This is a genomic window from Streptomyces sp. 351MFTsu5.1, assembly GCF_000383655.1.
Classification (GTDB): domain Bacteria; phylum Actinomycetota; class Actinomycetes; order Streptomycetales; family Streptomycetaceae; genus Streptomyces; species Streptomyces griseorubiginosus.
The window spans coordinates 168,371-182,201 of record NZ_KB911790.1; the positions used below are offsets into that span (position 1 = coordinate 168,371).

Genomic DNA, 13,831 nt, shown 5'->3' on the forward strand with positions numbered 1-13,831 from the left:
ACATGGCCACTTCGATCACTCCACCCGACCCATCGGACTCCGCTGTCGGTGAGCGCACAGTAGGCTCCCTCCGCATCGACGGTGCGATTGAGCTGTTCCCGGTGAACTTCACCGCTTACCAGCACCACCCGCACCTGAAGACTAACCAGCACGTCCGGGCGATCGCCGATCTACTCGCTCCCTACGGCCTGCACGTCACCCCGTGGGAAGTCACGGAAGAAGCGCGAGACCGCCAGGCGGTCGACGACCGGCTCGGTGTCTGGTCCGGCGACACCGTCCCTCCCCACAGAGGGAACACTGTTCTCTACTGGGTCGGTCACGGAAGTACCGACGCCCTTGTCCACTACCGCAGCCCGGCACGAGGCGGTGGCGGTGTAAGCGCGTACGACATCGCCCGTGCGATCGGCACGCGTCAGCTCCACCCCGCCACCGAAGGACGCTGGGCGATCGTCGTCGTCGACTCCTGCTTCTCACGCCGCTTCGCCCAGGCGGTCCATGCCGAACTTCTCACCAGGCACCCCGACGCTAGCCGCTACTTGCTGCTGTCCACCGCTGCCGAGGGTTACACGGAACTGGGCGCATTCACCCGGGCGCTCGACCGGGCCCTGAATGTCACTTTCCGGGGACAGCCAGCCATCGGCCTCGCCACCCTCGGCCTCCACCTCGCCCATGAGCTTGGCGGCTTCCGCGGCGACACCGTCGACGACCACCGCGACCAACTCGTCCGCATGCTCCCGGATGCGGCCGCAGCCGTGTCCGCGCCGCTGGACCAGCTAGCGGAACTTCAGGCAGTCATTGATCAGCTGCCCATCGACGAACAGCGCCACTTCCTGCCGAAGGCCAGCGGCGCCGAACTAGGTGAACTCGCCTGGTACTTTCACGGCCGCGCCAGGGAACGCGGCCGCATCCTTCATTGGCTCAACTCCACCAGCCACGGCGCCCTTGTCGTTACCGGCCCCGCCGGAGCGGGTAAATCAGCCCTCCTGGGCCACGTCCTCCTGCACACTCGCACTCACCTGCGCGAGATCCTCATCCGGCATGGCCATTTGCTGCCCCTGCCTGCCGGTACACCGTGCCCCGATGATCCATTCGATGTCGTCACACACCTCTCCGGCCTCACCTTCGGCACCACTCTCCAACTCATCGCCCACGCCGCCGGCCTACCTGATCTCGCCCAGCAAGCGAACGACGGCCGGCCTCCCGCTGATCTGGCCGACCGCCTCATCAGCCATCTGCGCTCCCGGCAGATCCCGCTCACGCTCCTGTTCGACGCCCTAGATGAAGCCGAACAACCCCTCACCATAGCCGCGAACCTCCTACGTCCGTTGGCCGAACTACCCACCGTTCGCGTCGTTGTCGGCACCCGCCGCTCCACTAACGAGGGTCCCGACCAGCCCACCCCCGCCGACGAGAACATCCTTGACGCCCTGCGCCCGCGCCCCACCGCTCAAGGAGCCGCGGGCGACTTGCAGTACGTCGAGGTATCCCGCGACCCGGACGCTCTCGCGGGGTACCTGCACGCCAAACTCGCCACTGCGAAGCGGCGCGGCAACCTGCGCGCCGACGACGCTCACATCGCCACCGCCGTCCACCGACTGGCCACTGACCAACAGCACGACGGCGCGCAGCCCCAGCAGTTCCTCTACGCCCGCCTCGCCGCCCACGAGCTCCTGCACGATCCCGCTCTCCTGCGTGATCCCTCTCCACTGATCGGGCGCACCCACCGCCAGCTGTTCATCCGCGCACTGCAACGCCTTCACCGCACCAACCCTGCCTACACCCCCCTCCTGCATGCTCTCGGGCTCGCCCAGGGTCGCGGCCTCCCCGACCAGGACGGCATCTGGGCTTGCGTCGCCGCGGCCCTCGCTCCGACCAGCACCAACGTCGACATCGGCAGCACCATCCCCCAGCTGCTACGCGACGCAGCTCCCTATCTGGCCCTCGACCAGGAACATGGCCAAAGCGTCTACCGCCTGGCACACCGCACCTTCACCGAACACTTCTCCACCGCACCGCAAACCGACCAGGCCCACACTTCCCTCGTCACGGCTCTCACTCGTCAGGCTCACCGTTTCCTGTCCGATTCCAAGGATCACAGCGGCACCAGAGAGGCTCCACCACCGGCAGACGTCAGCCCCTACATCCGTCACCATCTCGCCGCCCATGCCCGACTCGGTCACACTTCCGGTGCCCTCTACAACCTCGCAGGCGATCCCGGCGTTCTTGATCTCCTCGACCTCACAAGCATCACCGCTGCAGCTCTGCATCACAGCGTTCCTCCGACCGAGGTTCCTACCCCCATGGCCGGAACCGCCCTCCTCCAACACGCGGCACAAGGCGACCCATCCCAGGATCTGTCGGATGGCAATGTCACGGCATGGCGACGATGGTGGCGTCTGCTCGGCACCACCTATATTCAAGGCGCCCCGCCCAGCATCGGGACCCCGCCCCCGGGTACGCCTGAGTGGCCCCCCACCCTCATTGCTGGCAATGTCCAGCGCCGACAACTCCATCTGCAACTCGCCGGCCACACCGACGCGGTGAATGCGGTGGCGGTGTTCGCTGCGCCCGACGGCAGTCCTCGCCTGGCTTCGGCCGGCAGGGATGGGACGGTGAGGATCTGGAACCCGGCTACCGGCGTCCAGGACGGCCCACCTCTGATCGCCACCGACTGGAAGGTGAGCGCCGTGGCGGTGTTCGCTGCGCCCGACGGCAGTCCTCGTCTGGTTTCGGCCGGCACCACTGGGGCTGTGCGGATCTGGGATCCGGCTACTGGCGCCCAGGATCGTCCACCGCTGACCGGCCACGAATGGGAGGTGAAGGCGGTTGCGGTGTTTACCGTCGCTAACGGTAGTCTCCGTCTGGTTTCGGCCGGCACCGATGGGACGGTGAGGATCTGGAACCCGGCCACCGGCACCCAGGACAGTCCGCCTCTGATCGGCCACAATGAATGGGTGAACGCCGTAGCGGTGTTCACTTCTGCCGACGGCAGCCCCCGCGTGGCCACAGGCGGCGATGACCGGCGGGTGCGGATCTGGAACCCGGCCACCGGCACCGAAGACCGACCACCTCTCGTCGGTCACCTGGACAGGGTGAACGCACTCGCGGTGTTCACTGCGCCCGACGGTGGCCCCCGCTTGGTGTCGGTTGGCAACGACGGGGAGGTGCGCATCTGGAACCCGGCCACCCCTACCCGGACCCGCTCGCTCTTCGCCAGAACTGGCCGCGCACTCAGAGCAGTTGGGGTCTATACGTCGTCTGACGGTAGCCCTCGTCTGATTTCGGCTGGCACGAGTGGTGCGGTGCGAACCTGGGATCCCGCCACCGCCGAGCAGGATCGTCCACCGCTCATCGGCCACGACCAAGAGGTCAACTCGGTGGCGGCATACACCGCGGACGATGGCAACCCGCGCCTGGTCTCGGCCAGCGGCGATGGAACGGTGCGAATCTGGAACCCAACTACCGTTGCTCAGGACGGTCCTCGCCAGACCGGTTACGCCGGCCCGGTGAAAGCCATGGCGGTATTTGCCGCAGTTGACGGCAGCCCCCGCCTGGCAACCGGCTCCGGTGGACTGGTACAGATCTGGGATCCGGTCTCCGGAGCCAGGCAGAGTCCGTCGCCGGCCAGTCACATGGGCTTCGTGAACGCCATTACGGTGTTTGCCGCCGCTGACGGCGCTCCTCGCTTGGCCGGGGCCGGTGCCAGTAGGACTGTATGGATCTGGAACCCGACTACCGGAGCGAAGAACGACAATTTCCTGTTCGTCCACATCAACTGGGTGAACGGAATTGCCGTGTTCACTGCGGCTGACGGCAGAACACTTCTGGCACTGGCCGGCGGTGACGGGACCGTGCGGATCTTGGATCCGGACAGTGGTGCGGAGGGTCCGCCTCTGACCGGCCACGTCAGTGAGGTGAACGCGGTGACGGTGTTCACAGCGGCTGACGGCAGTCCTCGCGTCGTTTCGGCCGGTGTCGATGGGACGGTGAGGATCTGGAATCCGGGTACGGGTGCTCAGGAGGGTCCGCCTCTGACCGGCCACGTCAGTGAGGTGAACGCGGTGACCATATTCAGGGCGGCTGACGGCAGTCCTCGCGTGGTTTCGGCCGGCAGCGACAGAACAGTGCGGATCTGGGATCCGCGGACACATGCCGCGCACACGCTGCCCCTGGCGGAACCCGTTCACGCACTGGCGACAGGCCAGGGCCTGCTTTTCGTTGGCACCGCATCCGGCTACCTCACGATCGCAATTTCTTCCTTGCCCAGCGATCCAGTCAAGGCAGAAGGCTCGGAGGACCCGGCATCAGATCCGTCGCAGGATTAAGAGATCACCTCTCACAGCGCCGACCGATTCGTTGCGTGTTCACAGAGTCGATGGCGCACCGGGGCCAGCGAGACTCGTCACGCTCCTAGTTCGTCTAGGGCCAGGCCACGAAGCGGCCAATTGGTGGCGTTGCGATAGATCAGTATTCCGTTCCTGCTCAGCTATTGCATGCGTGGTGACCCATCGCGATAGAGCAGGCGCTTAGAAGGCGCCTGCTCTGTTCTGCTGTTTTGGCGGTACCAGGCCGGTCCGTGCGGGGTGGACTCCGCGATGTCGGCGAGCGTCATGGGGATTCGCCGACGGCAGACACATTGGGGCCGGAACGGACTGGAATAGACGGTCGAGAGCAAGTCAACCTAGACCGGTTGTTGGAAAGCGCGGCCACGTGCTGCTCATCCTTCTCGACGTGAACCCGATCCCGTGAGTGCCCAGGCCGTTTACCTTATAGCACGGGATCCCCGGTTACCGAAACCGGGGATCGTCCGGAGTATTACACCTGTCACGCAGATCCCCACGTAGCGCGTGTCCGTCCCTATTCCTGAGGAGTTCAGAGCTGTGTCTGTCGACGTAATGGAAGATGAGTGGTTGCTTTCCGCAGGGCAGGTTCAATCGCTGCTCGCGTGGGCACGCTGTCGCCGATCGCTCGGTGTACCCCTTCATGCTCACCGTGGCCGAACAGGCGCTGCGTCCAGGCGAGGCTCGCGCTCTGCGAGTTCGCGATGTGATCCTCTCCGAGGACGGCTGGGGCGAGTTGACAGTTCGTCATCGAGGAGTAGCGAGGAAGGTTCCCCTTCAGCCCTCGTTCGTTGAATTCCTGCGTAAGTGGATCAGCTGGGCTGGTCTGCGGGAGGACGATCTGCTGTTTCCCGGAAGGCGCGGCGGGCGGCTCTCGGTTTCCGTCTGCCAGCGGGTGTGGCAGCAGGCCCAAGAGGCAGTTCCGCGGGACGAGCTGTACTCGTGGCGTCTGGGGGAGCCCTTCTCCATCCTCCGTGAGTCCTGCCTCGCGACGTGGTTGAGGCTGGGCATCTCGTCCTTCACGGTTGCCGAGCTGGCCGGCCTGACCCCGGTTTGGTTGGAGCATCGCTACCCGTACTGCTTCGAGCGGGAGGATGCCGGAACCGACTCGGAGGATCATCCGGCGAAGACCGTGGCCCTGCCGGACTCGCTCGAACGGTGAATGGTCCCGTGCGTGACTGACGTCCACAGCGCGGGCGCCACACACTTCCCGTTCCCCGTATCTCGCCCGTCCCTACGGCATCGACGCCGTCACATGGTGAACCCCCTCCCTGCGGAGGGGGCCGTGACGCGAGGTCCCACTCTCCTGACGGGGCTGGTTGACCTTCGTCCTGGACCGGCCGATGGCCCGGCTGCCAACTCGCCCAGCTTCCTATCCCGCATCCGTCGTCAAGGACCTATCCGAGCAATCGTCAAGAGTTGTGGATGGTGTCTTCTGGATTTGACGCGGTGATCTCGGCTGCGGCAAGGCGGGCTTCCTCGCGCACGTCCTGGTCGGGGTGGCTGAGGAAAGGCTCGATCATCGGTAGCGCCTTGGGGGCGTGCGTGGCACCGAGGATGTAGATCGTGTGGCCAAGGGTCTCGGTCTCCATCGTCGACATGGCAGCGGCCAGCGGCTTGACGAGGTCAAGGGGCAGGCGGTGGTGGTTGAACGCCTCACTGACCGCGTTCAGAGCGGACTCCCGAACCCGGGTGACGGGTTCGTTGACGGTCAGACTGACCAGACGCCCGACGACGAGGCGGGCCGTATCGGCGTCGAGGGCGGTGCCGCGTAGGAGATCCCCGAGCGAGGCGGCGGCGACGTCCCGCCGGTCCGGATCGCGGTCAGTCAGAGCTTCGAGTGCAGCGGACATATCCTTCACGCGGCCACCTCGGACCGCTCGACCAGGACACCGCTCTCGAACCGGGCTCCCGCACGGACGAGCGGCACCAGGTGGGCGCCGGTGACCGCGCGCCATCGCGCCTGGGCGGACTCGACGAGCTTGAACACCATGGCGAGGGCCGCGGCCGGGCTGCCGGCACCGCGGGTGACCTTCGTGCGGAGCTTGACAGTGGAGAACGTGGACTCGATCGGGTTGGTGGTCCTGAGGTGGATCCAGTGCTCGGCCGGTAAATCGTAGAACGCCAGCAGTTCCTCGGCGTCGTCGGTGATCTTGGCGACGGCCTTGGGCCACTTGGTGCCGTAGGTCTTGGCGAACGCCTCGATCGCCTTCTCGGCGTGCACGCGGTCCTCGGCGTTGTAGATCTCCTGCATCGCCTTCGTCGCACCCGGGTGAGCGGACTTCGGCAGGGCGTTGGTGACGTTGCGGGCCTTGTGAACCCAGCACCTTTGATGGCGGGCGGCCGGGAACACCTCGGCCAGGGCCTTCCACAGGCCCATCGCGCCGTCGCCGACCACCAGCTCCGGGTCGCGCATGCCCCGGCGGCGGCAGTCACGCAGCAGGTCCGCCCACGACTCGGTGGACTCCCGCAGCCCTTCGGCCAGCGCGATCAGCTCCTTGGTGCCGTCCAGCCGGACGCCGAGCAGGACCAGGACGCACGAGTGCGCCTGGCCGAGCCGGACCTTGGGGTGGACCCCGTCGGCCCACACGTAGACGTAGTCGCGGTCGGACAGGTCCCGGTCCTGGAAGGTGGCATGGTCGTCTTGCCACTGCTTCGTCAGCCGGGTCACCGTCGCCGGCGACAGCCCGGCCGCGCCGCCGAGGAACTGCTCCAACGCGGGAACGAAGTCCCCGGACGACAATCCGTGCAGGTAGAGCAGTGGCAGTACCTCCGAGATCTTCGGCGACTTGCGGCACCACGGCGCGAGGATCTTCGAGGAGAACCGCTTGCGCTCGCCGGTCTCGTCGTCGATGCGGCGGTCGTTCACGCGAGGCGCGGTGACCTCGACCGGGCCGGCCGCGGTGACCACGGTCCGAGACCGGTGGTGGCCGTTGCGGACCACCAGTCGATGCCCCCGCTCGTCGGTTTCGGCCGCCAACTCGGAGATGTACTGGTTGACTTCCGCTTCCAGCGCGGCGGCCAGCATGCGGCGGGCGCCCTCGCGGACGATCTCGTCGATCAGGGAGCCGGACTGGGTGGAGCCGTTGTCGGTGACTACGCTGAGCACGGGCGTGCCTTCCCGACCCGCGCTGCGAACGCGGGCCTACTCGGTGACCATCACAGGATCATTCGGGAAGGTACGCCCTCCGCGTCCCTCCCCGCACCGATCCACAAGTCATGAGCATTGCTCCCTATCCATGCCTGCACGCTTGTTGTCCATTCCCGCCGTCGCCGCCGCCCTGGACGTCGACCGCCGCACCGTCTACCGCTTCATCGCCGCCGGCGATCTGCCTGTCGTCGACCTCCGTACCGGACCGGGGCGATCCCGCGTGCGGGTCCCCGCGGCCGGTCTCGACGAGTTCATCAGCCGCCGCGCCGTCAAGTCTCTGTCGCCGGCCATCCGCCGCTGACCCTGGCGATGTGGGCACAGTCCCCGTTGAACAAGGAGTAGTACCGCGTACCTGCGCAAATTGAAGTCCGGCAAGTGGCAGGCGACCGTACGCAACCGGGCCGGAGACCGGTTCAGCGAATCCTTCCCTCTCAAGGCCCAGGCGCGCGCCTGGGGCATCGAGCTGGAGACCCAGTTCGCCCGCGGAGGCATGCGCGACCCGCGGGCCGGCGAAATCGCGTTCCAGGAATGGCACGACCGATGGTGGAACGCTCGCATCGTCGAGCCCCACACCCTGCGGGGCGACGCGTCCAGCATCAGGAACCACGTCATGCCCTACTGGGCGGACTGGGAGATGCGGGCTATCACCCGTATGGACGTCCAGAGTTGGATCCGCTCCCTGGTCGAGAAGGGCGCAGGCCCTGCCGCGATCAAACGGGCCTACAACCTGACGTCGTCCATCATGCGTGCGGCGGTCGACGACGATGTGATCGCGGTGAGCCCGTGCCGCAGCATCGATCTGCCGCCCATCGCGGTCAAGCCGCCGCAGTGGTTCACGCCCGACCAGGCGCAGAGCGTCCTCGATGGACTCGCCCCCGCCTGGCGGACGATGTGCCTGCTCGGCTTCTACACCGGCCTGCGCTGGGGCGAGCTCTCCGGCCTGCACCGCCACCGCATCGACACCCGGCGCTCGCGCCTGTTCGTGGTGGAGGTCAACACCAAGAGCGGCATCAAGGAGTACCCCAAGAGCTCCAAGAGCCGCCGTGAAGTCCCACTCCCGCCCCACGTCCTGGAGGCCCTCGAACGCCACATCCACCGCCTCGACCGCGACGCGGTGGTGTTCACCACCATCACCAAGGGCCGCTCCGGGCGCCTGCTCGCCGACAGCAACTGGCGCCGCCAGACCTGGTGGCCCGCCGTCGAGGCCGCCTACCACTTCGGCGAGCTACGCCCACCTCCAGCCGGATGCCCACAAGGCTGTCCTTGGAGCCTGGCAGCGAATGGAAACCCCGCTCGTCATTGCCGTATGAACGGACCTTCGCCCTGTCCTCTGTAGACAGGGCGAAGGCGTATATGCGCGGAACGGCGCCGGGTCGTGGAGGCGGTTGTGACTGGTCGTCGCACGCGACCAGCGGCCGTTGTGCCGAAGGGCCGGCCTCTGGAGAGGCTGGCCCTTCAGCGTCAGTGTCAGTGCTGTGTGTCAGGTGTAGTAGCCGCTGCAGTCGACGATGAAGTCAGTGCTTCCGGAGCTGTTGTTGTAGATGCTGATCTGTCCGTTGGTGTCGGTGGGGGTGAGGGTGAGGTTTGCGAGGGTGTCGCCGGTGCCCCAGTTGATGTTGCTGGTAGCGGGTTTGCCGATGGCGGTGGGGTAGGCGGTGGCGTAGCCGCCGCTGGCGGTGTTGGTGACGGTGAGCATGGCGGCGAGGGTGGGGGTGGTGGCCGTGGTGACTTGCTGGGTGGTGGCGGTGGTGAGGGTGTAGGTGCCGTTTGCGGCGACGGCGCCCTTGGTTCCGCCGATGCCGCTGCGGGTGTCGACGAGGCGGGTGGGGTTGAGAGTGTGGAATTTCTGGCCGGTGGTTGTGGTGGTGTAGTAGCCGGAGATGTCGGCCAGGACGGCGGTGGCGTTGCCGTGGACTGAGATGGTGATGGTCCCGGAGGTGCCGATGGGAACGTCGCCTGACAGGGAGGCGATGGTGTTTCCGCTGGTGAAACTGAGGCTGGTGTCGGCGGTGGGGGCGTAGCCGGTGGCGTATGCCTGGAGGTAACCGGCTCCTGCGGCATTGGCGGCGGCGAGGTTGACTGCTACGGCGGTGGCCGTGGCGGGGATGTTGTTCTGGCCGGTGATCTGCAGGGTGAAATTGGTGCCGACGGCCACGGTGCCGGTGCTGGTGAGGTTGGTGTGGGCGATGCTGGAGCGGGTGTCCAGGGCCCTTATGGCGCTGGTCAGCGGTGTGTAGGTCTGGTCTCCGGGCGCGGTGGCGTCGCTGGTGAAGTAACCGGTGAGGTCGACGATCAGGGCCGTGGTGCCGCCGGCGCTGTCGATGTGGGTGTAGAGGTCGATCTTGCCGTCGTTGCCGACCGGGACGATCTGGTAGCCGGTGGCGGTGGTGTTGGCGGCGAAGTTGGTGGATGAGGTGATGGGGCGTTGGGTTCCGTCGGCGTAGGTGGTGACGTAGCCGGTGTCGCTCTCGCCTGTGGCGGTGACGTCGACGGCGACGGCGGTGACCGAGTCGGGGACGGTGGTGAGGGCGCCGCTGACGGGTGAGGTGACGCTGTCGCCCGTGATCTGGAGGTGGGTGACGGAGTCGGAGGTGACGGTGCTGGCACCGGCGGTGATGCCGGTGCCGGTGATGCCGGTGCCGTTGCGGGTGTCGAGGATGCGGGTGGGTGTGACGGCTTGGTGGTATCCGGCCGGGGTGTATGGCTGGGCTGGTGGTACGGCCGAGCCGGTCCAGGTGCGGACGCGGGCGAGTTCACCGGTGAAGTAGTCGGTACGGGCGGAGGCGTTGAGGGCGTCGCCGAGCTGGAAGTTGCCGCTGGCACCGGTGGTGGGGGCGGTGTGGTTTCCGGTGGCGACGAAGACGTCGTCGACGTAGAGGTTCATCACGCCGGTGGGTTTGTCGTAGGTCGCGGTCAGGTGCGCCCAGGTGCCGAGGTGGACGCTGCCGCCGGTGATGGTGTCGAAGGTCCAGGCGGTGCCGGAGCCTGTGTTGAGGCTGAACTGCCAGCCGCCGGTGGTAGCCAGGAGCAGGATGCCGGAGTCGGCGCTGCCGCTCTGCGAGAGCACGGCGCCACCGTAGGCGGTGGGGTCGGCCCAGACGGAGACAGTGAGGGACTTGGTCAGGTCCAGGGCTTTGCTGCCCTGCAGGTAGTCGTGGTCGGCGGAGTCGAGTTGGATGTCGGGGTCGAACAGGCCGCCGGTCGGGGCGGTGACGCCGCTGGTCCCGGTGAGGGGGATCGCGCTGGTCGCGGTGTCGTCGGCGGTGAGTGCGGTGGTGTCGTAGTCGTTCAGCGGCCAGTCGTGGGTGTCGGTGCTCAGGGCCTGACCGGCGAGGGTGGTGAAGCTGGCGGTGGTACCGGGGAGGGTCATCTCATGGGCGGTCGCGGTGCCGGTGCTGCTGATGGTCCAAAGGTCGGGGGAGTGGTCGTTGTTGATGTCGGCGGCCTGAAGAGTGGGCTGGCTGACGGAGTCCCAGCCGCTGCTGGCGGCCTCGACGGAGGCAAGGGTGGTGTCGGTGGCACCGTTGGACAGGGTGTCGTAGGTCAGGGATTGGAGATTGGCGGGGCTGAGATACCACAGCTGGCCATGTGAGGGGTCGCTAGTGTCGGTGCTGGCGTCACGGGCGAACAGCTGCGGCAGGCCGCTTGCGTCGAGAGTGCTGGTGATCGTCCAGCCGCTCCAGCCGGTCGTGCAGGTGGTGGTGCTGGTGTTCTGGGCCAGGCAATAGGGGTTGTAGTCGGCCAGGTCGGTGGCCTGGTCCGTACCCACGTAGTTGCCTCGCCCGCTGAAGGTGGACTCGTCGTAGAGCGAGCCGTTGATCAGGAGCAGCAGGTCTGGATAGCCGGTGGCGGAATTGCCGTTGACGGTGTTGTACAGGCTGCCGCCGCTAGCGATAGAGGTGGCCGGCGTGATGGTTTTGGTGATGGTGCCGTCGTCGTTGAAGGTCGTGTTGGTGAATGCGAATGTGGCCGTGGAATCGGCTATTGGGGTGTGGTCGCTGCCGTCCGCTCGTGTCTGGAGGTCGGTGCCGTCGCCTTGGCCGCGCAGGATCTCGCCGCGGATGGCCCCGGTGGAGGTGTTGTAGCTGTAGTCGAGGACGTCGTTGAAGCCGTTGCCGGTGAAGAAGTGGCCGGTGATGACCTGGGTGCCGGTGAAGGAGGTGGCGGTCTGGGCGGTGGAGACGCCGTTGCCGTCGATGCCGATGTTGCGTGCGGCGGGGTTGAGCTTTCCGCTGCCGTTGCCGGTGGCCTGCCAGAGGCCGGCGGGCAGGGAGTTTTTGCCGCCGACGGTCAGCAAGTCGGCGTTGGAGTCACCGTTGAGGTCGTCGCTGGTGGCGGTGGCGGGGGCCTGGGCGATAAAGAGGTAATTGTAGGTATCGCCCACGTTACCGCTGGCGCCCACGGCTGTGACGGTCAGGACGTTGGTCTGGGTGGTCGGCTTCAGCGAGATGCTTGCGCTGTAGGGGCTGGTGCTTGAAGCAGTGACGCTGACGGGATTGCTGCCGTTGAGCTGATAGCGGTAACTGCCGGGCGTTGTAGTGGTGTTGGTGTCTGTGATGGTGAAGCTCGCGGAGGTGCCCACAGTGCACATGCTGCCGCCCGAGGGGCTATCCGTGAGTTCCGGGCACGGGGTTGTGGACGATGACGTGTCAGGGCTGACGGTGGGAGCGCCCGGGGCGGTGGGGTCGTAGTAGAAGTGGCAGGTCGTCGACTGGTCGCTGGTCAGATCGTGGTCGGTGACAGTGAGGTACCAGGCGAACTCAGTCTTGGCAGTCAGGGCTTGGAAGGGCCCTGAGGTGCTGGTGTGAGAGAAGGCGGTACTGGCTGTGGTCCCGCTGGTGGCGTCGATCGCCCGCGTATACGTGCTGCCGCTCGCCATGTTCTTCAGAGTGAAGTTCGCAGTAAGGCCGCTGGTGGTGCCGTCAGGGTCGGACACCCCGGCGCGCAGGGTCACGTCGCCCAGCCCCAGCGAAGTGGGTGTCGTGGCGGTGCAGCTCGTGGCGGGGCTGGTGGTCAGCGAGCTCGGAGTGTTGGGCTTGTGGTCGTAGGTGGTCGTGATGGTGGCCTGCTTGCTGAACTGCTTCCAGGCCAGATCGTTGCCCTCGTCAGCGGCCTTCAGCTCGAAGGTGGCCTTGGACCACTTGCTGCCGGCGGCCTGCTTCATGAGATCTTGGATGTCGAAGGTGACGTCCGCGGGACCGCAAGACGTGGACCAGCCGTGGGCGACGGACTGGGAGCCCAGGGACTTGAGCCGCGCAGGCTGGTGGTTCCAGGTCGTGCTCGAAGTGATCGATCCGGTCCAGTAGAGGTCGACGGCTTCGGCGGTGCAGGAAGCCGACCAGTTCTCATAGAAGGAGATATGAGAGTCGATCACGTCCTGCGCGCCCCAGACACTGCTGTGGATGCTCGTCTGGTAGAAGGCGCGGTTGGTGGAGACGTCGGAGGTCCAGTCGGTGTAACCGACATGAAGCGGACCGGGGGTAGAAGCCGCGGGCTTCCAGAAGGCCGTGTCGGGCCACTCACTGTCGACGAACGCCCATGCCTGGACGGTGTCAGTCTGCCCAGAGGGTGTGAAGGTGGGGTCGATATAGACCGGGTAGACAGTGTGTTTGCCCGTCAGCAGGCTGTGGTCAGGTGACAGGCTGATGCGGCCCGCGTGATAGGCGGCCTTGAGGCTCGCCTTGTGGGCGGCGTCGCCTGGTGATGTGGGACTGGAGGAGAGGGGGGCGCCATTGCGCCTGTCCACAGTCTGACCGGTATGCGGGTCAGTCGCCTTGGGCGTGTTCGCAGCGGGCCGGGTGGAGTCCCACATGGTGGGGGCAGTTGCGGCGAACAGCGTGCGCCCGGCGCGGTCCTTGGCGGTGATGTCACCGGCCGGGTCACTGGTCAGGGTGACCCCGGTTGCCTTGGTGGACAGGTTCAGACCGGCCAGCGCGGGGTTCGCGGCGGCCGCGGCGTTCTTGACGATGAGGACTTCGCTGAACCCGCCGGTGTCCTGAGCGGTCACAGCGAGGTTCACATCAGGCAGCACGTCCGGGTAGGTCGCCGTCGCACCGGACAGGGTGGGCGTGCGCAGGGCGAACGCTGCAGGGAGCGAGACGGCCAGGGATCCGCTGCCTGCCCGCATGCTCGCCAGCGGTGCACCCGTGCCGCCACCGGACAGGGACAGCGTGCCGGTGGTGACCTTCGGGGAGATTGTGCCGTCTGCGTGGCGGACCAGGGTGGGATCCAAATTCTTCCACTTGCCCTGTACCAATCGGCGTACTGGCGCCACTGTCTGTCTGAGCGTCAGTGTGCCGTTCGGATTTGCGGTCAGCGTGGAGGAGTCCGTCGTGGCAGC

The 13,831-nt window shown here is 66.6% G+C and carries 7 protein-coding genes; 4 read left to right on the forward strand and 3 right to left on the reverse strand.

All coding sequences use genetic code 11. From position 1 onward, the window contains the following. The first annotated feature begins 2 nt into the window (after positions 1-2). Positions 3-4,325 (forward strand): WD40 repeat domain-containing protein, encoded by a 4,323-nt coding sequence (locus H295_RS45845; RefSeq protein WP_158691080.1) that lies wholly within the window; start codon positions 3-5, stop codon positions 4,323-4,325. 577 nt (positions 4,326-4,902) lie between these two features. Continuing rightward, entirely contained in the window at positions 4,903-5,502 is a 600-nt protein-coding gene (locus H295_RS0130985; protein ID WP_078616798.1) for a site-specific integrase, read from the forward strand. Between the two features lie 250 nt (positions 5,503-5,752). Here the strand turns inward: H295_RS0130985 and H295_RS0130990 are convergent, their stop codons facing one another. Both H295_RS0130990 and H295_RS0130995 read right to left on the reverse strand, forming a co-directional pair. Next, entirely contained in the window at positions 5,753-6,193 is a 441-nt protein-coding gene (locus H295_RS0130990) for a HEAT repeat domain-containing protein (RefSeq protein WP_106960983.1), read from the reverse strand. Positions 6,194-6,198: 5 nt separating this feature from the next. Continuing rightward, entirely contained in the window at positions 6,199-7,449 is a 1,251-nt protein-coding gene (locus H295_RS0130995) for an IS256 family transposase (RefSeq protein WP_020139230.1), read from the reverse strand. A 130-nt stretch (positions 7,450-7,579) separates the two neighbouring features. Between H295_RS0130995 and H295_RS0131000 the strand changes: the two genes are divergently transcribed. Together H295_RS0131000 and H295_RS43720 are read left to right on the forward strand one after the other, a co-directional pair. Beyond that, entirely contained in the window at positions 7,580-7,792 is a 213-nt protein-coding gene (locus tag H295_RS0131000; protein WP_028809909.1) for a helix-turn-helix domain-containing protein, read from the forward strand. Between the two features lie 60 nt (positions 7,793-7,852). After that, on the forward strand, positions 7,853-8,827 hold the full coding sequence (locus H295_RS43720; RefSeq protein ID WP_020139232.1) for a tyrosine-type recombinase/integrase: 975 nt from the start codon (positions 7,853-7,855) through the stop codon (positions 8,825-8,827). Between the two features lie 144 nt (positions 8,828-8,971). On the opposite strand, the gene H295_RS0131010 is transcribed toward H295_RS43720, so the two are convergent. Continuing rightward, complete coding sequence (locus H295_RS0131010; RefSeq protein ID WP_020139233.1) at positions 8,972-13,723, reverse strand: LamG-like jellyroll fold domain-containing protein; 4,752 nt, start codon at positions 13,721-13,723, stop codon at positions 8,972-8,974. Between the last annotated feature and the right edge of the window lie 108 nt (positions 13,724-13,831).

Coding starts and splice junctions, on each gene's coding strand:
- H295_RS45845 (WP_158691080.1), top strand. CDS start 3: ATGGCCACTTCGATCACTCCACCCGACCCATCGGACTCCGCTGTCGGT.
- H295_RS0130985 (WP_078616798.1), top strand. CDS start 4,903: ATGAGTGGTTGCTTTCCGCAGGGCAGGTTCAATCGCTGCTCGCGTGGG.
- H295_RS0130990 (WP_106960983.1), bottom strand. CDS start 6,193: ATGTCCGCTGCACTCGAAGCTCTGACTGACCGCGATCCGGACCGGCGG.
- H295_RS0131000 (WP_028809909.1), top strand. CDS start 7,580: ATGCCTGCACGCTTGTTGTCCATTCCCGCCGTCGCCGCCGCCCTGGAC.